Below are 26327 nucleotides of genomic sequence, written 5' to 3' on the forward strand. Positions count from 1 at the left end.
CGACCAGCTGCCGGCCCCGGGGGACCCGGCGGACCTCGGCGCCGCGCACCAGCAGCCCACCGCCGACCGCGGCCAGGACCAGCAGCACCAGCGTCGCCGTGCTCATGGCCGCACCCCGCCCTCGGCGCGGGCGAGCAACCGGGCCAGCACCGGGTGCAGGTCCTGCTCGGCCTCCCACGCCGCCGCGGCCAGCCGCTGCCCGACCGCCTGCCGGCTCACCCCCAGCCGGGCGGCCGCCTCGGCCTGGGTGGCGCCGGCCGCGACCAGGTCGATCGCCTCCCAGGCCTGCGGGCTGCGCCGCTGCAGCAGGAGGGCGAGCACCGTGGCGGTGGCCTGCGCGTCGGCGGCGGCCTCGTCGTCGACCCCCTGGACCGCCACCCGCACCGGCCGGTGCTTGGCGGCGTCGACGGCGCGACGAGCGGCCAGGAAGGCCGGGCCGGCCGCGGCGCGGGTGGACTCGGGCAGCGGCACCTGCACCGGCCCGGCCCCGATGCCCACGCTCCAGCCGCCGGCGCGCACCAGGGCGACCACCGCGTCGACGACGGCGGCCGGCCGGTCGAGCACCCCCTGGAACTCGTCGCCGGCGGTGCGCTCGAAGCGCAGCACCACCGGCACGCCAGCCAGCAGGTCCAGCGCGCCGCCGACCCGGTCGGGTCCGCGGCGGCTGCCCTGCTGGTCCACGGTCAGCACGAACGGCATCGCGCAAGCATGCGCGCTTGCCTACCCCGGAGGCAAGCCTCAGTCCTTGTCGGAGAGCTCGGGCGGGAACCCGCCCGTCGCGACCGGGCCCCAGCGCTGCGGGGTGACCCGGATCAGCGACTTGCCCTGCCGCCGCATCGCGTCCCGGTACTCGTCCCAGTCGGGGTGCTCCCCGCTGATCGAGCGGAAGTACTCCACCAGCGGCTCGACCGACTCGGGCAGGTCCAGCACCTCGGCGGTGCCGTCGACCTGCACCCAGGGGCCGTCGAAGTCGTCGGAGAGCACGACCACGCTGACGCGGGGGTCGCGGCGGGCGTTGCGGGTCTTCGCCCGCTGCGGGTAGGTGCTGACCACGACGCGGCCCGCGTCGTCGACCCCGCAGCTCACCGGTGAGATCTGCGGCTCGCCGTCACCGCGGCGGGTCATGAGCAGGGCCTTGTGGCGGGGGCGCAGGAACTCCAGCAGCCCGTCGAGGTCGACCCGGTCGGCGGTGGCGGTCTTCGGCATGGGCGCGACGCTACGACGGGGGTCCGACGTCCGCCGCCCGGGCGCTGTCCCCGGGCGCTGTCCCCGGGCGAGGCCCCCGGTCGGGGTGGGTCCACCCGGTGCCGGAACCCTGCCTGTGCTCTGATCACGGCATGGCCGACGACCCGCAGGACACCCCCGGCCGACCACGCGACGAGCCCCGCACCGAGGCTCGCACCGAGGCCCCCGCCACCGACGGGGAGGCGAACTTCCACGACGACTCGGGCGAGCCGCCCTCGCACAGCGGTGCCCCGGTCCCCGGGCCGCAGCGCAGCGCGCGGCTCGCCGCGGCCACCCGGGTGCTCGCCACCTTCTCCGCGCGGCTGCTGCTCATCGCCGCCGCGGTCGTGGTGCTCGGCTACGTGCTCGGGGTGCTGTGGTCCTCGGTGCTGCTGCCGGTCGTGCTGGGCCTGCTGTTCGCCACGGTGACCTGGCCGCTGGCCAAGCTGCTGCGGCACTGGCGGTTCCCCCCGGCCGCGGCCGCGCTGAGCTCGGTCGTGCTGTTCCTGGCCGCGTTCGTGGGCATCATGGCCGCCATCGCGCCCCCGGTGGTGTCGCAGGTGGAGGACCTGGCCCTGGGCGTGAGCTCGGGCCTGCAGAGCGTGCAGGAGTGGCTGGCCGGGCCGCCGTTCAACCTGGGCCAGGAGCAGATCGGCGAGTACGTCGGCGACGCGATCAACCGTCTGCAGGCCAGTGCCGGCGACATCGCCACCTACGCCCTCACCGGCGCCAGCGCCATCGGCACCGGGCTGGTCAACGTGGCCCTGGCGCTGGTGCTGACCTTCTTCTTCCTCAAGGACGGGCCGCGCTTCCTGCCCTGGCTGGCCGCGCAGACCGGTCCCCAGGCCGCCCCGCACGTGGCGGAGCTGTCCCGGCAGAGCTGGCGCACGCTGTCGGAGTTCATCCGCCAGCAGGCCCTGGTGGGGCTCATCGACGCCGCCGGCATCGGCCTGGGCCTGCTCGTCCTGGGGGTGCCGCTGGTGCTCCCGCTGGCGGTCATCACCTTCTTCGCCGCGTTCGTGCCGATCATCGGTGCCTTCGTCGCCGGCGGGTTCGCCGTGCTGATCGCCCTGGTCAGCAACGGTTTCGGCACCGCCCTGTGGGTGCTGGCCGTCGTGGTGGTGGTGCAGCAGGTCGAGGGCAACGTGCTGCAACCGATCCTGCAGGGCCGCGGCCTGAAGCTGCACGCCGGCGTCGTCATCCTCGCCGTCACCGCGGGGTCGAGCCTGGCCGGCATCATCGGTGCGTTCCTCGCCGTCCCGGTCGCCGCGCTGCTTGCCGTCGGCTACCGGTACGGCCGCGACCAGCTCGACGGCAAGCACCCCGAGCGGGACGACCAGGGCCGGGTCCCGGAGGTCGTCGCCGACGACGACGGCTCGGCCCTCGTGCGCAGCGAGGAGCCGGTCCGCGACCCGGTCACCGGGGGCGGCGGATCCTGACCGGGCCGCGGGCGGTGGCGACGTCGACCACCTGCCCGCGCTGGGTCACCTCGACCCTCCCCTCGGCGGCCAGCCCCCCGGCCGCGGCCCGGGCGTCGTCCATCAGGTCCCGCCACCCCTCGGGGTCGTGCGCCCGGGCGGCGTCGGACGGGCAGATCGACGACGTCGGCGCGCGGGCGTCCAGCAGCTCCTCGATCCGCCTGGCCAGCTCGTCCCGGGTGCCCACCGGCCGAGCGTCCCTCCCGCGCACCGTCCCCGCCACGGGAGGACCATGGGAATGCCCGGCCGGCCGACGGGGCTGCACCCGGCGACCGATGGACCACCAGGAGGACCCGACCGTGCCCCGACGCCCCGAGGACCTCGTCGAGCTGCTGCCCGCCCACGAGCGGCTCGTCGAGCGCACCGCCGCCGACGAGCTGGTGCTCGTGCACGACCTGGCCGGCGAGTTCGACGCCGCGCACGCCGGCGCGCTGGCCGGTTCGCACCTGCTGGCCAGCCTGCCGCACGAGGTCGTCGCCCGCTTCGACGCCGACGCCCTGGTCGACTACCGGGGCCACCGGCCCCGGATCACCTTCTCCGGCGACCACTACGAGTCCTTCGCCGCCCCCGAGATCACCCTGTACGCGGTCGACGACGACGGCGGCACCCCGTTCCTGCTGCTGCACGGCACCGAGCCGGACTTCGCGTGGGAGCAGTTCACCGCCGCCGTGCTGGGTCTGGTGGAGACCCTGGGGGTGACCCGCATGGTGATGCTGCAGGCCATCCCGATGCCCGTGCCGCACACCCGTCCGGTCACGGTCACCGCGCACGCCACCCGGCGCGAGCTCATCGCCAGCTACCCGGTCTACTGGGGTGAGATGCGCATCCCGGGCAGCGCCGGGGCGCTGCTGGAGCTGCGGGCGGGCGAGGCCGGCGTCGACGCCCTGGGCGTGGCCGCGCACGTCCCCCACTACCTGGCCTCGGCCACGTTCCCCGCGGCGTCGCTGACCCTGCTGGAGCACCTGTCCTCGCTCACCGGGCTGCACCTGCCGACCGAGACGCTGGAGGAGGCGGCCCGGGCCGTCCGGACCGACGTCGACGAGCAGATCGCCCGGTCGGAGGAGAACACCGCCGTCGTGGCCCAGCTGGAGCGGCAGTTCGACGACTTCGCGGCTGCCCGCGAGGGCACCGGCCTGCTCGGCGACTCCGGTCAGTTGCCCTCGGGCGAGGAGATGGCCGACCAGATCGAGGCGTTCCTCGCCGAGCAGGACCGCCGCCCCGAGTAGCCCTCAGGCGAAGACGATGGTCTTCGCGCCGTCGACGATGACCCGGTCCTCGACGTGCCAGGTGACCGCCTGGGCCAGCACCTGCCGCTCGACGTAGCGACCCACCCGGCGCATGTCCTCGACGGTGGCGCGGTGGTCGATGCGGGCGACCTCCTGCTCGATGATCGGCCCGGCGTCCAGCTCGGCGGTGACGTAGTGCGCGGTCGCCCCGATCAGCTTCACGCCGCGGTCGGCGGCCGCCTGGTAGGGGTTGGCGCCCACGAACGCCGGCAGGAACGAGTGGTGGATGTTGATCAGCCGCTCCGGGAAGCGCGCGCAGAACTCGGCCGACACGATCTGCATGTAGCGGGCCAGCACGACCAGGTCGCAGTCCCCCACCAGCTCCAGCGCCCGGGCCTCGGCCTGGGCCTTGGTGCCGGGGGTGACCGGCACGTGGTGGAACGGGACGCCGTGCGCGGCGGCGACCGGCTCCAGGTCGGGGTGGTTGGAGATGACCACGGCGATCTCGGCCCGCAGGTCCCCGGCCGACACCCGGTAGAGCAGCTCCTGCAGCACGTGGTCGGTTCGCGACACGAACACCGCCAGCCGCGGGCGGTGGTCGGCGAGCACCAGCCGCCAGGTCATCCCCCACTCCGCGGCCAGCGCACCCAGCTGCTCCTCCAGCTCGGCCCGGCGGCCGGCCAGGTCGTCGAGCACGAACTCCAGCCGCAGCGTGAAGGTGCCCCCCGACGGGTCGGAGCTGTGCTGCTGGGAGTCGGTGATGTTGGCGCCGGCGTCGGCCATCAAGCGCGAGAGGACGGCGACGATGCCGGGCCGGTCGGGGCAGCGGACGACGAGCCGGCCGGTGTTGCTCTGGGACACGGGGAGGGATGATCCCAGACCGTCAGGGCAGGTCGGCGGGCTCCCCGGTGGCGAACAGGTCGCCGTGCTCCTCGACGCGGGCCAGCACGTCGTCGGTGTCGAAGACCAGCGGCCCGTCCAGCTCCTCCCAGGTCACCGGCGTGGACACCGTCGCCCCGGCCCGGGCGCGCAGCGAGTACGGCGCGACGGTGGTCTTGGCCGTGTTGTTCTGGCTCCAGTCGACGAGCACCTTGCCCGGCCGCAGCACCTTCTCCATCCGCCACACCACGTCGTCGGGCGTCTCCTCGGTCAATGCCTGCGCCAACGCCTTGGCGTAGCGGGACGGGTGGTCGGGGTCGGTGCACCGGATGGGGGCGTAGACCTGCAGGCCCTTGGACCCCGAGGTCTTCACCACCGGGTCCAGGCCGTCGTCGACCAGCCGTTCCCGCAGCCGGACGGCGACGGCGGCGCACTCGGCCACCCCGGCCCCCGGCCCGGGGTCGAGGTCGAGCACGAGCAGGTCCGGCAGCTGCGGCACGCCGTCGTCGTCGACCCGCCACTGGGGCACGTGCAGCTCCAGGGCCGCGAGGTTGGCCGACCAGGCCAGGTCGGGGACGTCGGTGAGCAGCACCATGTCCAGCGTCTCGCGGTCCTTGGTCGACCCCGGCGCGGGCACCACCACGTGCTGCACCCAGGAGGGGGCGTGCCGGGCGTTGTTCTTCTCGAAGAAGGAGGCGCCCTCGACCCCGTGCGGCCAGCGGGTGAAGGTGACCGGGCGGCCGGCCAGGTGCGGCAGCAGCACCGGTGCGACCTGCACGTAGTACTGGATGACCTGCGCCTTGGTGACGCCCACCTCGGGGAAGAGCACCTTGTCCAGGTTGGAGACCTCGAGCTGGCGCCCGCCGATCGCCACCCGCTGCCGGGTCACTCCGGCACCGCCGCGGCGGGTCCGACGTCGTCGCGCAGGCCACGCCAGGCCGGGTGGCGCAGGTGGCCGTCGCCGGTCCAGCCGGCGAACACGACCTCGCCGACCAGCTGCGGCTCCACCCAGTGCGCCTCGCGGACGACGTCGGGCGGCACCTCCCCGGCGAACGGGGAGGTGCTCCGGCCGGTCACCCCGCGGGCCAGGTCGCGCAGCGCGCGGTCGGTGAACCCGGTGCCCACCCGGCCGGCGTAGCGCAGCCCGCCGTCCTCCTGCACGCCGACCAGCAGCGACCCGATGCCCCCCGAGCGACGGCCGTTGCCCGGCCGCCAGCCGCCGACGACCACCGTCTGGTGCCGCACGTTCTTGACCTTGGTCCACTCCGGCCCCCGCCCCCCGGGCCGGTAGGGCGAGGCCAGCCGTTTGGCGACCACGCCCTCCAGGCCGTGCTCGACGCTGGCGGCCTGCACGCCGGCGCCGTCGGAGGGGAACCAGGGCGTGGTGGTCCACCGCCGGGCGGCCGGCGCGAGCTCGTCGAGCAGCTCGCGCCGCTCGCGGTAGCTGCGGGCCAGCAGCGACCGGCCGTCGAGCTCGAGCAGGTCGAACACGAAGTAGGAGGCCGGCACCCGGCGGGCGGTGCGGGCGACCTCCGGGCCGGTGAGGTGCATGCGCTGCTGCAGCAGACCGAAGTCCGGCCGGCCCTGCGCATCCAGGGCCACGACCTCCCCGTCCAGCACGGCGTCACGACCCTGCAGGGACGGCGGCAGGGCGGCCAGCTCGGGGTAGCGCTCGGTGACGTCGGTGCCGCTGCGGGCCCGCAGCCGCAGCTCACCGCCCCGGACGTGGGCCAGCACCCGCACGCCGTCCCACTTGAACTCGAACGCCCAGCCGGTCTCGTCGTGGGGCAGATCGCCGGCGACGGCGAGCATCGGCCGGGTCGACTCCGGGACCGCCACCTCAGGCGGACTTGCTCGCGGCCTTCGTGGCCGGCGCCTTCTTCGCCGGCGCCTTCGTGGCCGCGGCCTTCCCCGCCGGCGCCGCCTTCTTCGCCGCGGCCTTCTTCGCGGGTGCCTTCTTCGCCGGGGTCTTCTTCGCCGGCTGCTCGGACGACGCCTTACCGCCGGCCTTCTCCACGCTGCGGCGCAGCGCGCTCATCAGGTCGACCACCGAGCCGTCGTCCTCGTCGTCCTCGACCTCCTCGGGCCGGACGACGTCCCCGCCGGCCTGCTTGGCCTCCAGCAGCGCCGCCATGGCCTCCTTGTAGTCGTCGGTGAACACCGACGGGTCGAAGGTGCCGCTCATGGTGGCGATGAGGGACTCGGCCATCTTGAGTTCCGCGGGCTTGGCCTCGACGTCCTCGTCCAGGAACCCGAACTCCGGTGCCCGGATCTCGTCGGGCCAGCGCATGGTGTGCAGCACCAGGACCCCGTCACGCACCCGCAGCGCGGCGAGGGACTCACGCTGCCGGATGGCGATCTTGGTGATGGCGACCTGGCCGGCGTTCTCCAGCGCCGTGCGCAGCAGCACGTAGGGCCGGGTCGCGGTGCCCTCGGGCTCCAGGTAGTAGGTCTTCTCGAAGTGGATCGGGTCGATCTCGGACTGCTCGACGAACTGCAGCACCTCGATCTCGTGCGTGCTGCCCAGCGGCAGCTCGTCCATGTCGGCGTCGGTGAGCACCACCAGCTCGCCGCTGGGCAGCTCGAAGCCCTTGGCGATGTCGCGGTACTCGATCTCCTCGCCGTCGATGGAGCAGACCCTGCGGTACTTCACCCGGCCGCCGTCGGTCCTGTGCACCTGGTGGAACTTGACGTCGTGGTCCTCGGTGGCCGAGTACAGCTTCACGGCGATCGAGACCAGCCCGAAGGAGACCGCGCCCTTCCAGATCGACCGCATGGTGCATCCCTCTCCGCCGGTGTCCAAGATCAGCGTAGGGGCGCAGGTGGCCGCGGCGCACCCGCGCACCACCCCCTACGAGTCGGTGACCTCCGACTGCAGCTCGTCGTAGGCGAACTGCAGGGCGTCGGCGCCGGCCACCATCGTCATGACCAGCCCGGCCAGCCGGGTCGCCCGCGGGGCCGCGACGTAGGACAGCACGAACCCGGTACCGATCCACTGCGCCAGGCAGAACGGGCAGGTGACCAGCTCCCCCACGGCGTGCTTCCACCCGCCGTGGGAACGCACCTCCTCGGCGATCTCCGCCTCGCCCGACGCGCCCTCGAACCGGGTGAACGGCGCCCGCAGCGGGCTGGTCACCGGGTCCTTGGCGATCGTGCGGGCCAGCCGGAACGTGCCGACGGTCAGCAGCAGCGCGTCGCCCAGCGGGACCCGCTCGGGCAGCGGCCTCCCCGAGGCCCGCAGCGCCGCCGCACCGGCGGTGGTCAGCGCGCCGTAGACCCCCATCGCCCCGAGCAGCCCGGCCAGGGGCCGCTGCTCGCCGTGCGCGTACTGCTCCTGCTGGTTGCGGGCCCAGGACCCGACCTTCTCGGTGACCGACATGGACGCGCCGCTACCCCTGCCCGGAGGGGGCTCACACCGCGTGTGGACGACGGCTCCGCGGGGGTAGGGGGCGATCATGACCAACCCCGAGGGCCAGACCGCCCGCGACCAGTTCCCCGAGGACGCCGGCATCCCCGAGATCGCCGACGACAGCCCCGAGGCCGCCCTCGCCGAGGACCCGCAGTTCGCCCCCGACATGGGCCGGGAGACCGCCGGCACCAGCCTGGACTTCGGCACCACCGCCGAGGAGCAGGCCGAGGGCGAGCCCCTCGACGGCCGGCTGGCCCGCGAGGAGCCCGACGTCGACCTCGACCCGGGCACCCGGCCCGCCGAGGACCCCGCCGGCCCCGCGGCCCAGCTCGAGCAGGACGCCGACACCGACCCCCGCGACAGCTCCGGCACCGACTCCGTGGGCGACGACGTGCTGGCCACCGGGGAGGACGCGGTGGGCGGCGAGGGCCCCGAGGAGCGCGCGGTGCACCCCACCGGCGACTGAGGCCGCGCGGCACCGGCGGGGGCCGCCCACCCGGCTTGTGGGCGGACCCCGCCCTGTCTAGGGTCCGGGCGGGCGGTTCAGCCACCAGCTGCCTTGCACCACCTGCACCCGGGGTCACCCCCGGCGCCGTCCGCCACCGGAGCCCCGGGCGAGGTCGGCGGCCTCGACGGGCGGCAGGTACGTTGTGCACGCCGTTGCGTGCCCGTCGGGCACCACCGCTGAGAGGAGCTCCAGTCCGTGACCTCATCTGACCTGCCCGCCGAGGGTCAGCGCGACGTGCCGGCTCCCACCGACACCGCCGACGCTCCCTTCGACGACGTGATCACCCTGTCGACGTCCTCGGACGCCGAGGGCACGGTCACGGTGACGGTCGTCGGCGAGGTGGACACCTTCACCGCCCCCGTGCTGCGCGCCTCGCTGGACACCCAGCTGGAGCAGGAGCCCGAGAAGCTGGTCATCGACCTGTGCGGGGTCCAGTTCCTCGGCTCCGCCGGCCTCGCCGTCCTCGTCGAGACCCAGAAGTCGGCCCGGGCCCGCGACGTGGCCCTGACCCTGGTCGCCTCCACCCGTGCGGTCACCCGGCCGCTGGAGGTCACCGGCCTGATCGACCTGTTCACCATCGTCGACGGCAACAGCTGACCCGACGCCCCGAGGGCCCCGTCACCGCCCGGTGACGGGGCCCTCTGCGTCCCGGGCGCCTCCGGGGTCAGGCCGACAGCAGCCGGCACACCCCGGCCTCGAGCACCCGCTGGCGCTCCCGGTCGTCGGCTGCGCCGGCGGCCTCGGCCAGCGCGTCGGCGATGGTCTCGCCGTGCTCGAACCGGTCGACCACCCGCGGGTCGACGTAGCTGGCCCGGCAGACCGCCGGGGTGTTGCCCAGCTGGTCCGACACCGCTCGGTACGCCGCCCGCGCGGCCCTCGTCCGCCCGGTGCGCGTGGTCGGCAGCGGGTCCTGCGCCAGCAGCACCGCCATGAGCACCGTCGCGGTCCAGGTCCGGAAGTCCTTCGCGGTGATCTCCGCGCCGGAGACCTCCCGCAGGTAGCCGTTGACGTCGTCGCTGTGCACGTCGCGCCAGCTGCCGTCGGGGTTCTGCCAGGCGAGCAGGTCCTCCCCCGCACCGGCCGGGCGCTCCAGCAGCTGCCGGACGGCGGTGGCGGTGGCCGGGTCGGTGATCTCCACCTCGCGCTGCTTGCCGCCCTTGGCCAGGTAGCAGAAGGCCACCGTGCGGCCGCGCACCTCGACGTGGTCCCGGCGCAGGGTCGCCAGGCCGTAGGTGCCGTTGTCCTCGGTGTACTGGTCGCTGCCGATGCGGAAGGCGCCGAGGTCCAGCAGCCGGACGGCGAGGGCGAGGACCCGCTCCCGCGGCATCCCCCGGCGGCGCAGCGCCGCCGCGACGGCGTCGCGGACGTCGGGCAGCGTGTGGCTGATCTCCAGCACCCGCTCGTGCTTGGCGGCGTCGCGCTGCACCCGCCACTGGTCGTGGTAGCGGTACTGGCGGCGGCCGGCGGCGTCGGTGCCGGTGGCCTGGATGTGGCCGTGCGGCCAGGGGCAGATCCACACGTCGCGCCAGGCCGGCGGGATGGCCAGGCCCTGGATGCGGACCCGGCGGTCGTCGCGGATGAGCGCGCCGTCCTCGTCGTAGAAGGCCCAGCCGCGACCGCGCGCCCGGCGGGTCCACCCGGGGGCGTGCACGTCACTGCGCCGCAGCCTCACCCCGACGTGGTGGGCAGCGGGGGCGCCGGGCAAACCTGCGCGGAACGGGATCGCCCGCCCGGGGGATCAGTCGTCGCCGAGCGGGACGCCGGCGCGGGCCAGTGCGGCGCGCGGCTGGGTGGCCGCCGAGGTCACCCGCAGCGGCCAGCCGTTGGCCCGGCCGATCGCCGCGACCTCGGCCACGGCCGCCACCACGGCCGGCCCGAGGTGACCGACGCCCTCGAGGTCCAGCTCGGCCCGGACCACGCCGCCGCGGGAGGCCTCCAGCAGCCGCAGCCGCACGCCGGCGGCCGCGTCGTCCTCCAGGGGCCCGGTGGCGCGGACGCACGGCACCGCGGCGGACCGGTCGATCCGCAGCGCGGCCAGCTCGTCGGCCGACGCGGTGGCCCGCTCGGGCAGCTCGCGGGCGGGCACCCGCAGGGTGACGGTGGTCCCGTCGGGCCGGCGCGAGATCTCCACGTCCTCGAGCAGCTGGTGCATGATCAGCAACCCGCGGCCGCGGTCTCCCGGGTCGGCGTCGGGGGTGCGCCAGCCGCCGTGGTCGGCCACGACGGCGGTGACCCGCCCGCCGGGCTCGACCGACACCCGCACCTGCATCGTGCCGGGGGTGCCCGGCGGGTAGGCGTGGTCGACGGCGTTGGCGCACGCCTCGCCGACGGCGACCTGCAGGGCACCCACGACGTCCGGGGTCACCTGGGCCGCCGACAGCCACCGGCCCAGGGACCGCCGCACGGTGACCAGGGAGGCCGCCTCGGCGGGGAGGTCGAGGACCAGGGGGTCGGCGCGAGGACGGGGGTTCCCCGGAACTGCGCTCATCGCCAGCCATACCACCGCACCTGCGCCGCTCCGGCAACCGCGACGGGCGCGCGGGACGGCCCGCGGTGCGGGAGGATGGGCGTCGCCGTCCGCACGGGCGGTGACCACACGTGAGGAGCGAACCAGCCGATGGTCGACACGACCGGCGGCGCCCCGGGGCGCCGCACCGAACGCCTGGAGCTCCGGGTGCCCACGTCGCGCACCCAGCTGCCCGCCGTCCGGGCCATGACCGGGGACCTGGCCATGCGCATGGACTTCGACCTCGACGCCGTCGAGGACCTCCGCCTGGCCGTCGACGAGGCCAGCGCCACGCTCGCCTCCGTCGCCGCCCCCGGCACGCCCCTGGTGGCCGTCTTCGAGACCGGCCCCACCGGCCTGAGCATCACCGCCTGGGTGTCCACCACCGAGGGGACCGACGTCCCCCGCGACGGGTTCGGCTGGGCGGTCATCGCCGCCCTGGTCGACTCGGTCGACGCCGGGCCGGCCGACCGCGCCGACGTCCCCGGCGGTGAGGGCGGCGAGGGCCCGGTGGCCACGATCACCCTGGTCAAGGAGCTCCCTCCCCCGCTGCGCGCCCCCGCCGCCCCGGGCGACAGCGACGCCGACCTCTCGGTGGCCCGGTGACCCGGGTGGTCGAGCGGACCCCCGACACCGGACCCCACGACGTGGTGCCCGCGCCCGGGGCCGCCGTCCCCACCGACGAGCCCGCCGCGGTGGAGCCGGCGCAGGCACCCGAGGCGGCTGCTGAGACGGCTGCGGAGCCGGCACCCCCGGTGTCGGACAACCGGCGCCGGGCCGAGCGCACCGCGCCGCTGTTCGTCGAGCTGGCCGCCCTCGCCCCCGACGACCCCCGCCGGGAGCGACTGCGGGAGATCCTGGTCGAGGAGCACCTGCCGCTGGTGCGGCACTTCGCTCGCCGGTTCTCCAACCGCGGCGAGCCCTTCGACGACCTTCTCCAGGTCGGCACGCTCGGCCTGATCGCGGCGATCGACCGGTTCGACCCCACCCGGGGCGTGGAGTTCCTGTCCTTCGCCGTGCCCACCATCACCGGTGAGATCAAGCGGCACTTCCGCGACCAGGGCTGGTCGGTGCGGGTGCCGCGCCGGCTGCAGGAGCTGCACCTGTCGCTCAACGCCGCGGTCGGGGAGCTCGCGCAGAAGAACGGCCGCGCCCCGAACCCGTCGGAGCTGGCCGAGTACCTCGGCATCCCGCGCTCGGAGGTCCTGGAGGGCCTGCAGGTCGCCAACGCCTACCGGTCCTCGTCGCTGGACGAGCGGCTGTCGGGCGAGGAGGACTCCCCCACCCTGGCCGCCACCCTGGGCCAGGAGGACGCCGCCCTGGAGGGCGTGGAGTACCGGGAGTCGCTGCAGCCGCTGCTGGCCACCATCCCGGCCCGCGAGCGCCGCATCCTCATCCTGCGGTTCTTCGGCAACATGACCCAGTCGCAGATCGCCGCTGACATCGGCATCTCGCAGATGCACGTGTCCCGGCTGCTCGCCCAGACGCTGGCCAAGCTGCGCGAGGGCCTGCTCAAGGACGACTGACCCCGCGCACGGCCGCCTGCCGCCTACCGCCGACCACCGGCCGTCGATCGACGCTCATTGATCATTCTTCGGCAGAAGTGATCAGGGAGCGTCGATCGACGCGTCGAGGGTTGGTGGCTCAGCGGCCCTGGTAGCCCTGGGGCGGGCCCCACCCCTGCTGCGGGCCCTGCTGCGGGTTCTGCTGCCACTGCTGGGGCGGGGGGCCCTGCTGCTGCGGGCCCTGCTGGCCGTAGGGGGGCGGCGGCGCGGGGCGCTCGTCGTCGTCCTCGTCGGGGGCGTTGCGCGGGTCGGCCGCGGCGCCGGACTCCTTGACGTCGGCGGTCAGCTCGGCCAGCGACGGCGTGCTGGGCATCTGCGGGTGCGGGGTCTCCGGTGCCGCGTCGGCCAGCGTGCTCATCTCGATGCGGGCCTCGGGCTGGTCGGCCGCCTTGGGCAGCGCGGACTCGAACCAGTCGGAGGTGTCCAGCTTCTGTGCCGGCGCCGCGGACTCCGCCTGCGTGCCGTCGACGTCGAGCCAGGACCGCTTGCCCTCCCCCTCGCCCGAGCCGCCCCGGCCGGCGCCGCCGAGGTTGGCCAGCCCCTCCAGCGCCTGGGAGAACTCGCTGGGCACGATCCACATCTTGTTGGCGTCACCCTGGGCGATCTTGGGCAGCGTCTGCAGGTACTGGTAGGCCAGCAGGCCCTGGTCGGGCTTGCCGTCGTGGATGGCCTGGAACACCGTCTCGATGGACTTGGCCTGGCCCTGCGCCTGCAGGTACAGCGCGGCGCGCTCACCCTCGGCGCGCAGGATGCGGGACTGCCGCTCGGCCTCGGCCTCCAGGATCGCCGCCTGCTTGTGGCCCTCGGCGGAGAGGATCTGGCTGGCCTTCTGGCCCTCGGCGGTCATGATCGCCGACTGCCGCTGCCCCTCCGCGGTGAGGATGGTGGCCCGCTTGTCGCGGTCGGCCCGCATCTGCTTCTCCATCGAGTCCTGGATGGACAGCGGCGGGTCGATGGCCTTGATCTCCACCCGGGCCACCCGCAGGCCCCAGGGGCCGGTCGTCCCGTCGAGGACGGCGCGCAGCTGGGAGTTGATGCCGTCCCGGCCGGTGAGCGCGCCCTCGAGGTTCAGCCCGCCGACCACGTTGCGCAGCGTCGTGGTGGTCAGCTGCTCCATGCCGGTGATGTAGTTGGCGATGCCGTAGACGGCCAGCCGGGGGTCGGTGACCTGGAAGTAGACGACGGTGTCGATGCCGACCTGCAGGTTGTCGGCGGTGATGACCGGCTGCGGCGGGAAGCTGATGACCTGCTCGCGCAGGTCGATGGTGGCGCGGACCCGGTCGGCGAAGGGCACCAGGATGGCCAGGCCCGGGCTCAGCGTCCGGCTGTACCGGCCGAACCGTTCGACGACCTTGGCCTGGGCCTGGGGGACGATCGTGACGCTCTTGGCGAGCACGATGATCACCAGGACGGCGATCACGAGGAGTGCAATGAGGGCTTCCACGGGCGGGGCGCTCCTGACGTCGGCTGGATGATCACCACTGATGGTGCCCTCTCGCGCCGATCGGTGCGAGACCGCCCCGTTCAGGCCCGGGACACGTAGGCGATCGGGCCCTCGATCTGCACGATGCGCACGACCTGGCCGACGTCGTAGGCCTCGCCGTCGAGCTGGGTGCGGGCCGACCACTCGTCGTGGCCCATGCGCACCTGCCCCGAGGTCCCGGTGACCCGCTCGCTGACCTCGGCGGTGCGTCCCACGTAGACCTCGACGCCGTCGATCTGCTCGGGGGTGCGCTGGGTGAGGTGCCGCTTGGCCACCGGCCGGACGACGAGCAGCAGGCCGAGGGAGACCACGACGAAGGCCAGCAGCTGCACCCACACCTCGCCGCCCAGCAGGGCCACACCCATCCCGCCCACCGCGCCGCCGGCGAGCATGAGCAGCACCAGGTCGAGGCTGGCGACCTCACCGGCCGTGAACAGCCCCGCCGCGATCAACCAGAGCACCCAGGCGGCCATGACCCGAGTCTGGCAGAGGTGCGGCGGGTGGGCGCCGCGCCGCCTACCCTCGACCGGGTGCCCGATCTCAGGACCCGCCGCGCCGCCGGCGACCCCGCCGGACGGCTGGCCGCCTGGGCGACCGCGTGGCTGGGTGGCCGGGTGCCCTACGACGACGCGCTGGAGGCGGTGACCGGCGACCGCGCCCACGTGGTGTCCGACGCCGACGGCGCGCGCCCGCTGGGCGAGGTGCTGACCTCCCTGCGCGGTCGCGGCGAGCGTCGGCTCCGCCTGGTGCTGCCCGTCCCGGGCGACGTGCACGGCCTGCCGCCGGTGCCCGCGGTCGCAGCCGCCGCGGTGGAGGCGGGCCAGGCCGTGGTCGGCGACACCCTCGTGCTGCTGCCGGCGTCGGCGACGTCGGAGACGGTGCTGTGGACCCAGCTCGACCTGCCCGCCGGGGCGTTCGCGCCGCCGCCGGTCGAGGGCACGCTGCGGTCGCTGTCGGGCCGGCTGGACCTGGCCGTCGGCGATGCCGCACGCACGCTGGCCGGTCTGGACCTGGCCCGCTGGCACCCCGAGGTCCCGGCACTGCTGGCCGGCCTGTCCGCGCAGGCGGAGGACCCGGGCCTGCCCCCAGACACCGACCCGGTCGCGGTGTCGGTGCTCACCCGCGCCCGCCGGCTGGCCACCGTGCTGGACCTCGCGCTGGCCGACTCCCCCGGCGGCGCGGTGACGGCGGCCCAGATGGCCGCGCGGGAGCACGCGCTGCGCCCGCTGTCCGACGCCGTTCGCGAGGCCACCACCGCCGTCTGGAACTGGCTCCCCCGCTGAGCCCCTCCCCCTGCAGTTGATCATCGTCAGCCGCAGGTGGGACACGCCGGTCGGCAGCGTGTCCGGCCTGCAGCTGACGATGATCAACTGCAGCTCGGGGGTCAGCGGGCGGGTGCGGGGGCGCTCGGGCGGCCGGCGGGGCGCTGGACGAAGCAGCAGCTCGCCGGGCAGTTGGTGCCCAGCCGGGGCTCGCCACCGGCGCGGCGCTCGGCCAGGAGCTCGACCAGCGACCGGACGAACGCCGGGTGGGTGCCCGCCGTCCCCGCGCGGGCGAAGGCCAGGCCGAGCTCCTGCGCGGTCTCCTCGGCCTCGTTGTCCAGGTCCCAGATCACCTCGAGGTGGTCGGAGATGAACCCGACCGGGAACACCACGACCGCCTTCTCCCCCGCGGCCGCCAGCGCCCGCAGGTGGTCGTTGACGTCGGGCTCCAGCCACGGGACCGACGGCGGGCCGGACCGGGACTGCCAGACCAGGTCGAACCCGCGCCCCGGCGCGACCCGGTCGACGACCAGCCGGGCTGCCGTCTCCAGCTCGCGCTCGTAGGTGTGGCCCTGCGGCCCGGCGACCGCGGCCATCGCGTCGGGGATGGAGTGCGCGGTGGCCACCAGCCGGGCGCCGTCCCGCAGGTCCTCGGGCAGCTGCGCGAGCGCGGCGGCGAGGGCGTCGGCGTTGGCCTGCACGAAGCCGTCGGCGTCGTAGTAGTGCGGCAGCTTCTCCGCCGTGGGCCCGGTGAGGCCCTGCGGATCCGACTCCAACGCGACCCGGGCCCGGGCGACGTCCTCGTGGTACTGCCGGCAGCCGGAGAACGAGGCGTAGGCCGAGGTGGCCAGCACGTAGGCGTGCTCGACGCCGTCGGCGGCCATCTCGCGCCAGACGTCCTCGACGTAGGGCGCCCAGTTGCGGTTGCCCCAGTAGACCGGCAGGTCGACGCCGGCGTCCCGGAGGGCGGAGACCAGCGCCTTGTTCTGCTCGTTGATCGGGCTGACGCCGTCGAAGTGGTGGTAGTGCTCGGCGACGCTCTCCAGCCGCTCCCGCGGGATGCCGCGACCGCGGGTCACGTTCTCCAGGAACGGCATCACCTGGTCGTGGCCCTCGGGCCCGCCGAAGCCGAGCACCAGCAGCGCCTCCCGCCGGCCCGCCGGAGCCGGCGCGGAACCCGGGACGACGCCGCCGTTGTTGCGGGCGGCGAGCGAGGGCTCCTCGTCCGGGCGCTGCCCGTCGGGGGTGATCGACACCCCGTCGGGGAGCGGGTGGGCGGGCCGGGCAGGGAGGAGCTGTTCGGTCACCGCCCAGTCATACCCCGACGGCGTGGAACCCGCCGTCCACGTGCACGATCTCACCCGTCGTCGCGGGGAACCAGTCGCTGAGCAGTGCCACGATCGCCTTGCCGGAGGGTTCGGTGTCGGTGACCGACCAGCCCAGCGGCGCCTTGCCCTCCCAGGCCTCCTCGAACTGCTTGCTGCCCGGGATCGACTTCATCGCCATGGTGCGCAGCGGGCCGGCGGCGACCAGGTTCACCCGGACGCCGTCCGGGCCGAGCTCGCGCGCCAGGTAGCGCGAGGTGGACTCCAGCCCGGCCTTGGCCGCACCCATCCAGCCGTAGACCGGCCACGCGACCGTGGCGTCGAAGGTCAGCCCGACCACCGAGGCCGTGTCGCCGAACAGCGGCCGGCAGGCCTGGGTGAGCGAGGCCAGCGACCACGTCGACACCTGGAACGCGGTGGCCGCGTGCTCCCAGGCGACCTCGGCGAACCCGTCGCCCATCGCCTCCTGCGGGGCGAACCCGATGGAGTGCACGACGCCGTCGAGCTGCGCGCCCTCGGGCAGCACCTCGCGCAGCCGGTCGGCCAGCGTCGACAGGTGCTCGGTGTTCGTCACGTCGAGCTCGACGACGGCGGCCTCCTGCGGGAGCCGCTTGGCGATCCGCTGGCACAGGCTCAGCGCCCGCCCGAAGTTGGACAGGACGACGGTGGCGCCCTGCTCCTGCGCGATCCGTGCCGCCGAGAAGGCGATCGACGCCTCCGTCAGCACGCCGGCGACCAGGACCGTCTTGCCCTCGAGGATGCCCATGCTCAGTGCCCCATTCCCAGTCCGCCGTCGACCGGGACGACCGCCCCGGTGATGTACCCCGCGTGCTCCCCGGCCAGGAACCGGACGACGCCGGCGATCTCCTCGGCGTCGGCCAGCCGGCCCAGCGGGACCTGCCCGAGGATCTCCTGCTGCCGCTTCTCGGGCAGCTCCGCGGTCATGTCGGTGCGCACGAACCCCGGCGCCACCACGTTCGCGGTGATGCCGCGCCCGCCGAGCTCCCGGGCGATCGAGCGGGCCAGCCCGACCAGCCCGGACTTCGACGCCGCGTAGTTGACCTGCCCGGCCGAGCCCAGCAGACCGACCACCGAGGACACGAACACCATCCGGCCGCTGCGGGCGCGGACCATCTTGGCGCTGGCCCGCTTGGCCACCCGGTAGGCGGCGGTGAGGTTGGCGTCGACGACCTCGGTGAACGCGTCCTCGCCCATCCGCATGAGCAGGCCGTCGCGGGTGATGCCGGCGTTGCTGACCAGGACCTCGACCGGGCCCTGGTGCTCCTCGACCGCGGTGAAGGCGGCGTCGACGTCCTCGGTGGAGGTCACGTCGCAGCGCACCCCGAACAGGCCGTCGGGCGCGCCGCTGCCGCGGTGGGTGACCGCCACGGAGTCGCCGGCTTCCGCGAACGAGCGGGCGATGGCCAACCCGATCCCCCGGTTGCCCCCGGTCACCAGCACCGATCTGCCCACTGCCACTCCCGCGCTCGTCCGGCGTCCGTCGGGAGCAACCTATCGGTGGCGGCGGGGGTCGCGCCGGGCCGGGCGGGCTACTGACCGGTAGGGACGGCGAGGTCGCGCAGGGCGTACCGGCGGTGGTCGACGTGCTCGCGCAGCAGCACCTCGTACGCGCGTCGGACCGTGGTGGCCAGCTCCCCCCGCTCGGTGTAGGGCACCAGCACCCGCGGCCGGTCGAGCTCGTCGTCCCGGGCGGCGGCGAAGACGGCCGTCACCCGGTCCAGGCTGGCGGAGAACAGCTCGACGACCTCGGGCCAGCCCGGGCGGGCCGCGGGGTCCAGGCCCAGCTCCGCGAACGTGCCGGGGCCGGTGTCCCCGGTGGGCAGGCCGAGCGGGGAGAAGGACCCGTCACCGGCGCCGAGCACCCGGCCGGCCCAGACGTCGGCGGCGAAGACCAGGTGCCGCAGGGTCTCGGTCACCGACCACTCGTCGTCCACCCGCCGGTGCACGAGCTCGACGGGGACCTCGGCCACGGTGCCCCGCCAGAGGCGGTCGACGACGTCCCACGCGGCGCGCAGGTCGGCCGCCGTCCGGGCCTCGCGGACGGCGACCCGTTCGGGGAACCGGCGGTCGAGCTCGGCGTGCACGAAGCCGCTGACCTCCACCCCCTCGACGACCAGCGAGCCGAGGTCGCCGGCGAAGGCGTCGATGCGGACGTCGTCGACCTCGCAGCCGACCAGCCGGGCCTCCCGCAGGTCGCACTCGACCAGCCGCAGGCCACGCAGGTCCGTGCCGGCGGCGACGCCCGCGATGTCCACCCGGCCATCCTGGCGCGGCCCGGCCGCGGCGGTCTACCGCTCGTCGTACCGCAGCGCGGCCAGGCAGACCGCGCCCCACAGTGCCGCGGACCCGACCGTCTTCGCCCACGTGCCCCGGCCGCGCAGGGCCACCCCGAGGACGGCGGCGTCGCCCCAGTCGCTGGCCACCCGCGCCCCCACCGCAGCGCGGCGGGCGGCACCGGCGGGGGCCAGCACCATGGCCAGCCCGATGGCGGTGTCGCGCACCCCGATCAGCCGGGTGAGGGTGCGGGCGTCGCGGTTGCGGGCCATCCCCGCGGGCCGCTGGAGCAGCTCCGGGCGGACGGCGACGGCGACGGAGTAGGCGGCGGTGGCGGCGCCGGTCAGGGTGGTCAGAGCGGGCACGGGGTCCTCCGGGGTGGGGTGGGGCCAGGGGTGCCCGCCGGCTGGAGCACCCCGCGCCCCTACCCCGGACCGGGCACACTCGACGCGTGGCGGGTCTGGTGCGGCTGGTGAACACCTCGGGCCGGGGCGTGCTGTGCCTGGCGGGGGACGTCGACGCCGCCGTGGTGGCCGATTTCCACGCCCGGTACGGCCGTGAGCCGGTGCCGGTGGACGCCGTCGACACCGGCTCGGTGACCCGCCTGTCCGAGGCTGCGCTGGACCTGGTGCTGGACCACGTGCGGGCCGGTGAGCTGCGCGGCCGGGAGGTGCCGGTGCTGCGCACACCACGCGCGGTGGCGGGGTCTGCGCAGGCCGGTTGAGCAGTCCTACCCGGTCGGCCGGGTCAGCCGCCGGGCAGGGTCGCTGCCATGACGACGAACCCGATGAAGAACAAGAACACCGCTGCCTTCTTCGCCCAGGCCGCGATCGCCTTCGGGACCAGCGCGGTGGGCCTGCTGGTCGGCATCGCCTACCTGCCGCTGGACGTCTGGCAGCGTCTGTTCCTCGGCATGACCGGCCTGTTCGTGATCACGTCGTCGTTCACGCTGGCGAAGGTCGTCCGCGACGCGCAGGAGGGCTCGACGGTGCTGTCGCGCATCGACGAGGCCCGGCTGGAGCGGATGCTCGCCGAGCACGACCCCTACCGCACCCCCCAGCTCTGACCGACCCGCGCCGAGTGACAGCTCACCGTCGGTGATCCGGCCGAGGGGGCGCGCTCAGCTGTCGCTCGATGCGCGGCGGGCGCGGGTGGCGGCAGCCAGCTCGGCGAACAGGTCCTCGGTGGTGGCGAGGTCGACGCAGGCGTCGGTGACGCTCTGGCCGTAGGTCAGCGAGCCCGGGTCGGCGCGGTCGAGGTCCTGCCGGCCGGCCACCAGGTTGCTCTCCACCATGACGCCCCGGATGCCCTGCTCCCCACCGGCGACCTGCCCGGCCAGGTCGCGGACCACCTGCACCTGCCGGACGTGGTCCTTGCCGCTGTTGCCGTGCGAGGCGTCCACCACCAGCACCTCGGGCAACCCGCGCGCGGCCAGGCGGCGCTTGGTGTCGGCCACGTGCGCCGGCGAGTAGTTGGGCCCGTCGGCGTCCCCGCGCAGGATCACGTGGCCGGTGTCGTTGCCCGTCGTCCCCAGCTGTGCGGAGACCCCGTGGCGGTCGACACCGAGGAACTCGTGCGGCGCCCGCGCGGAGATGACCGCGGAGACGGCGACGTCGATCGAGCCCTCGGGCGAGTTCTTGAACCCGACCACCGACGAGAACCCGGACACGCGCTCGCGGGCGGTCTGGTCGGTGACGTTGCGGGCACCGACGCCGTTGTAGGTGACCAGGCCGTCGACGTACTGCGGGGTGAGGGCGTTCAGCGGCTCGGCGGCGACCGGGACGCCGAGGGCGGTGATCTCGGCCATCAGCATCCGGGTGGCCACCAGCCCGACGCCGATCCGGCTGGACCCGTCCAGGAACGGGTCGTAGGCGAAGCCCTTCCAGTCGACCTCGGTGCGCGGCTTCTCCGTGTAGGTGCGCATCACGATCTCCAGGTCCGCGGCGTGCCGCTCCCGCATCCGGGCCAGGAACGCGGCGTACTCCAGCGCGGCCACCGGGTCGTGGATCGAGCACGGGCCGGCGATGACGGCGAGCCGGTCGTCCTCCCCCCGCACGATCGCCGCGACCGCCCGCCGTCCGGCCCGGGTGGTCGCCGCGGACTCCGCGGTCAGCGGCACCAGCGCCGCCACCGCGGCCGGGGTGACGACGGCGCTGGCGCCGGTGATCCGGGCGTCCACCAGGTCGCCGGGGTCGACCGCGGCCCCGGGCGCGATGCCCAGCAGCGCGTGGACGGCGGGCAGCAGCTCGGCGTGCGCTGCGTCGACCCGCTCGTTGACCCGCTGCTGCACCCCCAGCAGCGCGTCGGCGATCCGGGTCGCGGTGGGCAGGAGCTGGTCGGGCGTGGGCACGGGCCGCGAGGCTACCGGGACCGGGCCGCTTGCCCTGCGCAACGACCTGGGAGCCTGGGGCCGTGACCGCCGCTCCCCCGTCCCGCGGTCTGGTGCCGGTGCTGCTGTTCGTGGGCACGGTCGTCGCGGTCATCAGCAGCCTGGGCGCGCCGCTGATCCCCTCGATTGCGGCCTCGACGGGGGCGCCGCTGCCCGACGCGCAGTGGGCGCTCACGGTCACCCTGCTCGTCGGGGCGGTCGCGACGCCGGTGGTCGGCCGCCTCGGCGACGGCCCACGACGGCGGGGGGTCGTCCTCGCCGTCCTCGCCGTGGTCACCCTCGGCGGCGTGCTGGCGGCCCTGCCGCTGGGCCTGGGGTGGCTGGTCGCCGGTCGCGGGCTGCAGGGCGTCGGGCTCGGCCTGACGCCCCTGGCGATCGCCACGGCCCGCGAGGCGCTGCAGGGCGACCGGCAGCGGTCCACGGTGGCCGCCCTGTCGATCACCGTCGTCGCCGGTCTGGGGCTGGGCTACCCGCTCGCCGGGCTGGTCGCGGAGCTCGGCGGCGTGCACGCCGCCTTCTGGGCCGGCGCCGCCGTGAGCGCCACGGCCCTGGTGGCCGCGGCCCTCGCGCTGCCGCCCTCCCGCGTGGTGTCGGGCCGCCCCCTCGACGCGGTCGGCGCCGTGCTGCTCGGCGCGGGGCTTGCCGGTGCGCTGCTCGCCCTCGACCAGGGGCGGGCCTGGGGCTGGACGTCGCCGCTGACCTGGGGCCTGGCCGCGGGCTCGGTCCTGGTGCTGGCGTGCTGGGGCCGGTGGGAGCTGCGCACGCCCGCGCCCCTGGTCGACCTCCGGCTCGCCCGCGGGCGCGTCGCCGCCACGGCGCACTCCGCGGCCCTCCTGGTCGGGTTCTCCAACTACCTGCTGCTCGTCTCGGTGCCCGTGCTCGTGCAGGCCCCGCGGGCGGGCGGCCCCGGTCTCGGCGGCTCCGTCCTGGTCGCCGGCCTGGCCCTGCTGCCGTTCTCGGCCGCCAGCGTGCTGGGTGGGCGGCTGGCCCGGGTGCTGGCCGACCGTGCCGGCCGCTTCGTGGTCCTGCCGGTCGCCGCCCTGGTCCAGGCGGGCGCCTTCGTCCTGTTCGGCCTGCTGCGCGCCGAGCTCTGGCAGGTGTTCCTCGTCATGGGCGTGGCCGGCCTCGGGGTGGGTGCGGCGTTCGCGGCCTTCCCGGCCCTGGTCCTGTCGACCGTGCCGCCGTCGGAGACCGGCAGCGCCACGAGCCTGAACCAGGTCCTGCGCTACGTGGGGTTCGCCGTCGGTAGCGCGGTGGCCGCCACCGTCCTGGCTGCCGCGACGGCCGGCGGAGCCACCGAGCCCGGGTCCGGGGGCTACGTCGCGATCGCCGTCGTGGGTGCGGCGGTGTGCCTCGTGACCGCCGTCGTCGCCTGGCTCCTGCCCGTGCGCAGCGGAGGGCAGGTCCCGGTCGGCCGTTGAATTCTTGACTGGTCGGTCCCGAACGAAGGTAAGTTCGGGACCGTTCAGTCAACAACCCGTGGAGGAGACCACCATGACCGCAGTGCTGACCGGGAAGACCGCCCTCGTGACCGGCGGGACGTCGGGGATCGGGCTGGCCGTCGTCCGCCGGTTCGTCGCCGAGGGCGCCCACGTCGTCGTCACCGGACGGCGGCAGGCCCAGCTCGACGCCGTCGCGGCCGAGCTCGGGGACGCGGTGACCGTCGTCCGCGCCGACGCCTCGGTGCCGGCCGACGTGCGGGCGCTGTTCGAGGTCGTCGCCCGGCGCGGCACCGGGCTGGACGTCGTGCACGTCAACGCCGGCAACGGGGAGCTCAAGCCGCTGGCCGAGGTCACCCCCGAGGACGTCGACACCGCCCTGGCCACCAACGTGCGCGGGACCGTCCTCACCGTGCAGGGTGCGGTGCCGCACCTGGTCGCCGGCGCCGCCGTCGTCGTCACCGGGTCCACCGCGGCGTCGGGCACCGAACGCTCGTTCGGGCTGTACGGCGGGTCCAAGGCCGCGATCGCCGCGATGACCCGTACCTGGGCGGCCGAGCTGGCCCCGCGCGGTGTGCGGATCAACACCGTCGTCCCCGGACCGACCGAGACGCCCGGCCTCACGGGCCTCGTCCCGGACGGCGGAGGGGACGCGTTCGTCCGGCAGTTCGCCGCGGGGATGCCCTTCGGGCGGGTGCTGCGCCCCGAGGAGGTCGCCGCCGCCGTCCTGTTCCTGGTCTCCGACCAGAGCTCGGGCATGACCGGCAGCGAGCTGCTCGTCGACGGCGGCGCCTCGATCGCCTGAGGCAGCCGTGCCGCAGGATGGGCGCACCCCGGAACCAGGAGGACCCGCATGGCACGACCCCGCACGTTCGACGAGGCGGACGTCGTCGCCCGCGCCCGGCGGGCCTTCGCCGAGACGGGCTTCGCCGGCACCTCGCTGGATGCGCTGCTGGAGGCGACGGGCCTGGCCCGGCAGAGCCTCTACAACGCCTTCGGCGGCAAGAAGGAGCTGTTTATGCGGGCGTTCCTGGCCGACACCGCCGAGGCCGTGGACGCCGTGGAGGACGTCCGGCACGGGTCGGACAGCCCGATCACCCGCATCCGGGCGCAGCTGGTGAAGGTCGCCGTGGAGCACGGCGGCGCCCAGGCCGCGCCGTCGCTGTTCACCAAGGCCGCCGTCGAGCTCGCCGGCCGGGACGAGGAGGTGACCGCCACCGTGGCCGGCGCCTTCGAGTCCATGCGGACCCACTACGCGGCCTGCATCGCCGACGCCCAGGCCGCCGGGGAGGTCGACGCCGGGGCCGACGCGGCAGCGCTGGGCGCCTTCTTCGTCGCGGTCATCGAGGGCATGTCCACCCTGGGTGGCTCTGGCGCCACACGGGCCACGCTGCTGGAGATCGGCCTGGCCAGCATGGCGGCCATCCCGCTCACGCAGCGCGGGCAGGAGCAGCTGCGCGCCGGGGACGGCGACTGGTCCTGACGGCCGGAGGGCTCGTCGCCTAGCGTCCGACGCATGCGTGCTGTGCAGATCACCCGCTTCGGCGGTCCCGAGGTCCTCGACGTCGTCGACCTCCCCGACCCCGTCCCGGCCGACGGCCAGCAGCTGTACCGGGTGCGCGCCTCAGGGGTGAACTACTCCGACACCCACCACCCCACGTCGGCCAACTGACCTGACGCGGTACCACCGGGCGACCGGCTTGCAGCCCTCGCGGCTGGTAGCCCGGTCGTCACGTCGCGTCTCCGCTTGCCGAAACATGAGACTCCAGGCAGGGGTCGCAGGCATCCGACCGTGGCCGCATTGCCGGCTCATCGCAGATGAGCCCCTAATCACCGCCCTGGGCTCCGGGGTCCCGGCAGCCCTCACCGAGCTTCGCCGCCTCGGCCGGACCCTGAACCAGCGCGCCGCCGACGTGCTCGCCTACTTCGACCGACCCGGGACCAGCAACGGCCCCACCGAAGCGCTCAACGGTCGGCTTGAGCACCTGCGCGGATCCGCTCTCGGCTTCCGCAACCTCACCAACTACATCGCCCGCAGCCTGCTGGAGACTGGCGGATTCAGAACCGGACTACACCCTCGTTTGCGATGAGCCGCATTGCCTCCCGACCCGCAGCCGCCTCGCGCTCCACCGTTCGGGCGGACCTGAGGTTGAGACCGTGGTTCGGTGCCGTGCGCGGCACCTGTCTGACGACGGCTGTGTGGTCGTCCGCCCTGACGACCTCCCTAGATGCCGTGCGACCGGATCTGCAGCGGGTGCTCCGTCGCGTCGCGGATGCAGGCGCCTTCGACAATCCGGTCCTGGTCACCGAGGCAGACGAGAGCCTCTTAATTGGACGGTGCGCAGTGCCGCCCAGCGCTACGACCCATCATCGGGGGCGCCGCAGGCTCTGACCAAGGTCGGCGGTCACTGTTTGTCCAGTGACCACGTGAAGGCGGGTCGCGAGGTCGAAGACAGCATCTCCTGCCTCCGAAGCCGTCAAGGGTCGGCCAAGCGGAAATCGCGAAACGTCGGCTAGCGACTCTATCGATCGCCCCTGCGCAGCCATCAGATCGGCGAGGTTCGCAGTACGCGTCGTGCCCAAGGCAACCGCATTCACGCGGATGTCCTCTGTGGCCAGCAACTCCGCAAGGGATGCCACGAGCCCGTTCAGCGCGGCCTTAGCAGCGGAGTATGCGGGCGCGCCATAACCGCCGAGCGCGTTAATCGACGAGATAGCCGTGATCGATCGCCTACCCGAGGTCTGGCGCATGATGGGCAGCAGTGCGTCAACCAAACCTATGATGGACAGGACATTCAGCTCAAAGGTCTTTCTCGCGACGTCAATGGGGGTCCGTGCGCGGTCCTCCATCAACAACTCCTGGGATAAGGCTCCACCTACAACGGCGATCAGATGTCGTATGTCTAGGCCCGTGGCCTGAGCGCCGATCTGCCGAATACTATCGCCGGTGAGACGGGCAAGGTCGACCACGAGCTCTCGATCTGCGAACCTCGGCGCCGCGACCTTGTCGAGAGAGTAGACGGAATAGCCCTCGGCTTGGGCCCTCCTCGCAATGGCTTGGCCAATGTCTCCGGCTGCACCGGCCACGACCACCCACGGAGCGGTCATAACGAATGCTCTCGGACAGCACGCAGCTGACGTGTGACCGAGTCGAGCCACATCCGGGAGTAGACATACCGCCAGCGTCGCAGTCGATAGTGCCCCGAGGCCCTATCAAGAAGGTTGTAGAAGGGGCGCCGCAGGACGTCTGGGCTTCTCAGAACTGGGCCAATAGCGGGCTCGTGGCCCTGGGCGGAGAAGTAGACAGCTTCTCGTTGCTGGCGAGTGACCGAGTTGTAG

Annotated in this window: 32 protein-coding genes and 1 pseudogene; 14 read left to right on the top strand and 19 right to left on the bottom strand. The window is 74.4% G+C overall.

Annotated features, from left to right (window positions below; translation table 11 throughout):
• Window positions 1-102: 102 nt before the first annotated feature.
• Both NH342_RS03990 and NH342_RS03995 read right to left on the bottom strand, forming a co-directional pair.
• The gene (locus NH342_RS03990; RefSeq protein ID WP_253011535.1) at window positions 103-699 is read right to left on the bottom strand and encodes a hypothetical protein; all 597 of its coding nucleotides are present in this window, start codon (window positions 697-699) and stop codon (window positions 103-105) included.
• Window positions 700-738: 39 nt separating this feature from the next.
• Window positions 739-1206, bottom strand: a complete 468-nt coding sequence (locus NH342_RS03995; RefSeq protein WP_253011538.1) for a PPOX class F420-dependent oxidoreductase — start codon at window positions 1204-1206, stop codon at window positions 739-741.
• 131 nt (window positions 1207-1337) lie between these two features.
• Between NH342_RS03995 and NH342_RS04000 the strand changes: the two genes are divergently transcribed.
• Window positions 1338-2663 (top strand): AI-2E family transporter, encoded by a 1326-nt coding sequence (locus NH342_RS04000; RefSeq protein WP_253011541.1) that lies wholly within the window; start codon window positions 1338-1340, stop codon window positions 2661-2663.
• Here the strand turns inward: NH342_RS04000 and NH342_RS04005 are convergent.
• On the bottom strand, window positions 2641-2889 hold the full coding sequence (locus NH342_RS04005; RefSeq protein WP_253011544.1) for a DUF3253 domain-containing protein: 249 nt from the start codon (window positions 2887-2889) through the stop codon (window positions 2641-2643). The genes NH342_RS04000 and NH342_RS04005 overlap by 23 nt on opposite strands.
• Window positions 2890-2977: 88 nt before the next feature.
• Between NH342_RS04005 and NH342_RS04010 the strand changes: the two genes are divergently transcribed.
• Window positions 2978-3928 carry a proteasome assembly chaperone family protein gene (locus NH342_RS04010; RefSeq protein WP_253011547.1) on the top strand — a complete coding sequence of 317 codons (951 nt, stop codon included), beginning with the start codon at window positions 2978-2980 and terminating at the stop codon, window positions 3926-3928.
• 3 nt (window positions 3929-3931) lie between these two features.
• Here the strand turns inward: NH342_RS04010 and purU are convergent, their stop codons facing one another.
• The 5 genes from purU to NH342_RS04035 all read right to left on the bottom strand — a co-directional run bounded on the left by purU (window position 3932) and on the right by NH342_RS04035 (window position 8186).
• Entirely contained in the window at window positions 3932-4789 is an 858-nt protein-coding gene (gene purU, locus NH342_RS04015; RefSeq protein ID WP_253011550.1) for a formyltetrahydrofolate deformylase, read from the bottom strand.
• A 22-nt stretch (window positions 4790-4811) separates the two neighbouring features.
• Window positions 4812-5696, bottom strand: a complete 885-nt coding sequence (gene ligD, locus NH342_RS04020; RefSeq protein ID WP_253011553.1) for a non-homologous end-joining DNA ligase — start codon at window positions 5694-5696, stop codon at window positions 4812-4814.
• On the bottom strand, window positions 5693-6646 hold the full coding sequence (gene ligD, locus NH342_RS04025; protein ID WP_253011556.1) for a non-homologous end-joining DNA ligase: 954 nt from the start codon (window positions 6644-6646) through the stop codon (window positions 5693-5695). Before ligD (NH342_RS04025) ends, ligD (NH342_RS04020) begins: the two co-directional genes overlap by 4 nt.
• Before the next feature lies 1 nt (window position 6647).
• Window positions 6648-7583: a Ku protein gene (locus NH342_RS04030; protein WP_253011559.1), complete on the bottom strand. Its 936-nt coding sequence runs from the start codon at window positions 7581-7583 to the stop codon at window positions 6648-6650.
• Window positions 7584-7658: 75 nt separating this feature from the next.
• On the bottom strand, window positions 7659-8186 hold the full coding sequence (locus tag NH342_RS04035; protein ID WP_253011562.1) for a DUF1360 domain-containing protein: 528 nt from the start codon (window positions 8184-8186) through the stop codon (window positions 7659-7661).
• A gap of 76 nt (window positions 8187-8262) precedes the next feature.
• On the opposite strand from NH342_RS04035, the gene NH342_RS04040 reads away from it, so the two are divergent.
• Both NH342_RS04040 and NH342_RS04045 read left to right on the top strand, forming a co-directional pair.
• The gene (locus NH342_RS04040) at window positions 8263-8682 is read left to right on the top strand and encodes a hypothetical protein (RefSeq protein ID WP_253011565.1); all 420 of its coding nucleotides are present in this window, start codon (window positions 8263-8265) and stop codon (window positions 8680-8682) included.
• 237 nt (window positions 8683-8919) lie between these two features.
• Complete coding sequence (locus tag NH342_RS04045; protein WP_253011568.1) at window positions 8920-9321, top strand: STAS domain-containing protein; 402 nt, start codon at window positions 8920-8922, stop codon at window positions 9319-9321.
• A gap of 67 nt (window positions 9322-9388) precedes the next feature.
• Here NH342_RS04045 and NH342_RS04050 read toward each other — a convergent pair whose 3' ends face one another.
• On the bottom strand, window positions 9389-10396 hold the full coding sequence (locus NH342_RS04050) for a DNA topoisomerase IB (RefSeq protein WP_253011570.1): 1008 nt from the start codon (window positions 10394-10396) through the stop codon (window positions 9389-9391).
• A gap of 66 nt (window positions 10397-10462) precedes the next feature.
• Entirely contained in the window at window positions 10463-11212 is a 750-nt protein-coding gene (locus tag NH342_RS04055; RefSeq protein ID WP_253011572.1) for an ATP-binding protein, read from the bottom strand.
• Window positions 11213-11341: 129 nt separating this feature from the next.
• Here NH342_RS04055 and NH342_RS04060 point away from each other — a divergent pair, with 129 nt between their 5' ends.
• Both NH342_RS04060 and NH342_RS04065 read left to right on the top strand, forming a co-directional pair.
• Window positions 11342-11836, top strand: a complete 495-nt coding sequence (locus NH342_RS04060; protein ID WP_253011574.1) for an ATP-binding protein — start codon at window positions 11342-11344, stop codon at window positions 11834-11836.
• Window positions 11833-12756 (top strand): RNA polymerase sigma factor SigF, encoded by a 924-nt coding sequence (locus NH342_RS04065; RefSeq protein ID WP_253011576.1) that lies wholly within the window; start codon window positions 11833-11835, stop codon window positions 12754-12756. The genes NH342_RS04060 and NH342_RS04065 overlap by 4 nt, the downstream gene beginning before the upstream one ends.
• A 118-nt stretch (window positions 12757-12874) precedes the next feature.
• On the opposite strand, the gene NH342_RS04070 is transcribed toward NH342_RS04065, so the two are convergent.
• Together NH342_RS04070 and NH342_RS04075 are read right to left on the bottom strand one after the other, a co-directional pair.
• A complete protein-coding gene (locus tag NH342_RS04070; RefSeq protein WP_253011578.1) occupies window positions 12875-14215 on the bottom strand; it encodes an SPFH domain-containing protein in 1341 nt (446 codons plus the stop codon).
• 104 nt (window positions 14216-14319) lie between these two features.
• On the bottom strand, window positions 14320-14751 hold the full coding sequence (locus NH342_RS04075) for an NfeD family protein (protein ID WP_253011580.1): 432 nt from the start codon (window positions 14749-14751) through the stop codon (window positions 14320-14322).
• A gap of 57 nt (window positions 14752-14808) precedes the next feature.
• Here NH342_RS04075 and NH342_RS04080 point away from each other — a divergent pair, with 57 nt between their 5' ends.
• Window positions 14809-15561, top strand: a complete 753-nt coding sequence (locus NH342_RS04080) for a hypothetical protein (protein ID WP_253011582.1) — start codon at window positions 14809-14811, stop codon at window positions 15559-15561.
• 101 nt (window positions 15562-15662) lie between these two features.
• Here NH342_RS04080 and NH342_RS04085 read toward each other — a convergent pair whose 3' ends face one another.
• From NH342_RS04085 to NH342_RS04105, 5 genes are all read right to left on the bottom strand, one after another.
• Entirely contained in the window at window positions 15663-16847 is a 1185-nt protein-coding gene (locus NH342_RS04085; protein ID WP_253011584.1) for a ferrochelatase, read from the bottom strand.
• Window positions 16848-16854: 7 nt separating this feature from the next.
• Window positions 16855-17631, bottom strand: coding sequence for an enoyl-ACP reductase FabI (fabI, locus tag NH342_RS04090; RefSeq protein WP_253011586.1), 777 nt, complete (start codon window positions 17629-17631; stop codon window positions 16855-16857).
• A 2-nt stretch (window positions 17632-17633) separates the two neighbouring features.
• The gene (gene fabG, locus NH342_RS04095; protein WP_253011588.1) at window positions 17634-18338 is read right to left on the bottom strand and encodes a 3-oxoacyl-ACP reductase FabG; all 705 of its coding nucleotides are present in this window, start codon (window positions 18336-18338) and stop codon (window positions 17634-17636) included.
• A gap of 77 nt (window positions 18339-18415) precedes the next feature.
• Window positions 18416-19141, bottom strand: coding sequence for a DinB family protein (locus NH342_RS04100; protein WP_253011590.1), 726 nt, complete (start codon window positions 19139-19141; stop codon window positions 18416-18418).
• Window positions 19142-19174: 33 nt separating this feature from the next.
• Window positions 19175-19525 (bottom strand): hypothetical protein, encoded by a 351-nt coding sequence (locus tag NH342_RS04105; RefSeq protein WP_253011591.1) that lies wholly within the window; start codon window positions 19523-19525, stop codon window positions 19175-19177.
• Between the two features lie 86 nt (window positions 19526-19611).
• Here NH342_RS04105 and NH342_RS04110 point away from each other — a divergent pair, with 86 nt between their 5' ends.
• Both NH342_RS04110 and NH342_RS04115 read left to right on the top strand, forming a co-directional pair.
• Window positions 19612-19884 (top strand): hypothetical protein, encoded by a 273-nt coding sequence (locus NH342_RS04110; RefSeq protein ID WP_253011592.1) that lies wholly within the window; start codon window positions 19612-19614, stop codon window positions 19882-19884.
• Between the two features lie 48 nt (window positions 19885-19932).
• On the top strand, window positions 19933-20226 hold the full coding sequence (locus NH342_RS04115; protein WP_253011594.1) for a YiaA/YiaB family inner membrane protein: 294 nt from the start codon (window positions 19933-19935) through the stop codon (window positions 20224-20226).
• A 54-nt stretch (window positions 20227-20280) separates the two neighbouring features.
• Here the strand turns inward: NH342_RS04115 and NH342_RS04120 are convergent, their stop codons facing one another.
• The gene (locus NH342_RS04120) at window positions 20281-21510 is read right to left on the bottom strand and encodes a 3-deoxy-7-phosphoheptulonate synthase (RefSeq protein ID WP_253011597.1); all 1230 of its coding nucleotides are present in this window, start codon (window positions 21508-21510) and stop codon (window positions 20281-20283) included.
• A 62-nt stretch (window positions 21511-21572) separates the two neighbouring features.
• Between NH342_RS04120 and NH342_RS04125 the strand changes: the two genes are divergently transcribed.
• From NH342_RS04125 to NH342_RS04145, 5 genes and pseudogenes are all read left to right on the top strand, one after another.
• Window positions 21573-22970: an MFS transporter gene (locus NH342_RS04125; RefSeq protein ID WP_253011600.1), complete on the top strand. Its 1398-nt coding sequence runs from the start codon at window positions 21573-21575 to the stop codon at window positions 22968-22970.
• Between the two features lie 73 nt (window positions 22971-23043).
• The gene (locus NH342_RS04130) at window positions 23044-23793 is read left to right on the top strand and encodes an SDR family NAD(P)-dependent oxidoreductase (protein ID WP_253011603.1); all 750 of its coding nucleotides are present in this window, start codon (window positions 23044-23046) and stop codon (window positions 23791-23793) included.
• A gap of 48 nt (window positions 23794-23841) precedes the next feature.
• Window positions 23842-24471 carry a TetR/AcrR family transcriptional regulator gene (locus NH342_RS04135; RefSeq protein WP_253011606.1) on the top strand — a complete coding sequence of 210 codons (630 nt, stop codon included), beginning with the start codon at window positions 23842-23844 and terminating at the stop codon, window positions 24469-24471.
• A gap of 33 nt (window positions 24472-24504) precedes the next feature.
• On the top strand, window positions 24505-24660 hold the full coding sequence (locus NH342_RS04140) for a Zn-dependent oxidoreductase (RefSeq protein WP_253011609.1): 156 nt from the start codon (window positions 24505-24507) through the stop codon (window positions 24658-24660).
• A gap of 172 nt (window positions 24661-24832) precedes the next feature.
• Window positions 24833-25078 (top strand): annotated as a pseudogene (locus NH342_RS04145) (transposase); the annotation flags it as partial.
• A 277-nt stretch (window positions 25079-25355) separates the two neighbouring features.
• Here NH342_RS04145 and NH342_RS04150 read toward each other — a convergent pair.
• Window positions 25356-26096: an SDR family NAD(P)-dependent oxidoreductase gene (locus tag NH342_RS04150; protein WP_253011612.1), complete on the bottom strand. Its 741-nt coding sequence runs from the start codon at window positions 26094-26096 to the stop codon at window positions 25356-25358.
• Between the last annotated feature and the right edge of the window lie 231 nt (window positions 26097-26327).

The organism is Klenkia sp. PcliD-1-E, from assembly GCF_024124375.1.
Taxonomy (GTDB): Bacteria; Actinomycetota; Actinomycetes; order Mycobacteriales; family Geodermatophilaceae; genus Klenkia.

Coding starts and splice junctions, on each gene's coding strand:
- NH342_RS03990 (WP_253011535.1), bottom strand. CDS start 699: ATGCCGTTCGTGCTGACCGTGGACCAGCAGGGCAGCCGCCGCGGACCC.
- NH342_RS03995 (WP_253011538.1), bottom strand. CDS start 1,206: ATGCCGAAGACCGCCACCGCCGACCGGGTCGACCTCGACGGGCTGCTG.
- NH342_RS04000 (WP_253011541.1), top strand. CDS start 1,338: ATGGCCGACGACCCGCAGGACACCCCCGGCCGACCACGCGACGAGCCC.
- NH342_RS04010 (WP_253011547.1), top strand. CDS start 2,978: ATGGACCACCAGGAGGACCCGACCGTGCCCCGACGCCCCGAGGACCTC.
- NH342_RS04030 (WP_253011559.1), bottom strand. CDS start 7,583: ATGCGGTCGATCTGGAAGGGCGCGGTCTCCTTCGGGCTGGTCTCGATC.
- NH342_RS04035 (WP_253011562.1), bottom strand. CDS start 8,186: ATGTCGGTCACCGAGAAGGTCGGGTCCTGGGCCCGCAACCAGCAGGAG.
- NH342_RS04040 (WP_253011565.1), top strand. CDS start 8,263: ATGACCAACCCCGAGGGCCAGACCGCCCGCGACCAGTTCCCCGAGGAC.
- NH342_RS04055 (WP_253011572.1), bottom strand. CDS start 11,212: ATGAGCGCAGTTCCGGGGAACCCCCGTCCTCGCGCCGACCCCCTGGTC.
- NH342_RS04060 (WP_253011574.1), top strand. CDS start 11,342: ATGGTCGACACGACCGGCGGCGCCCCGGGGCGCCGCACCGAACGCCTG.
- NH342_RS04075 (WP_253011580.1), bottom strand. CDS start 14,751: ATGGCCGCCTGGGTGCTCTGGTTGATCGCGGCGGGGCTGTTCACGGCC.
- fabI (WP_253011586.1), bottom strand. CDS start 17,631: ATGGGCATCCTCGAGGGCAAGACGGTCCTGGTCGCCGGCGTGCTGACG.
- NH342_RS04115 (WP_253011594.1), top strand. CDS start 19,933: ATGACGACGAACCCGATGAAGAACAAGAACACCGCTGCCTTCTTCGCC.
- NH342_RS04130 (WP_253011603.1), top strand. CDS start 23,044: ATGACCGCAGTGCTGACCGGGAAGACCGCCCTCGTGACCGGCGGGACG.
- NH342_RS04135 (WP_253011606.1), top strand. CDS start 23,842: ATGGCACGACCCCGCACGTTCGACGAGGCGGACGTCGTCGCCCGCGCC.
- NH342_RS04140 (WP_253011609.1), top strand. CDS start 24,505: ATGCGTGCTGTGCAGATCACCCGCTTCGGCGGTCCCGAGGTCCTCGAC.
- NH342_RS04150 (WP_253011612.1), bottom strand. CDS start 26,096: ATGACCGCTCCGTGGGTGGTCGTGGCCGGTGCAGCCGGAGACATTGGC.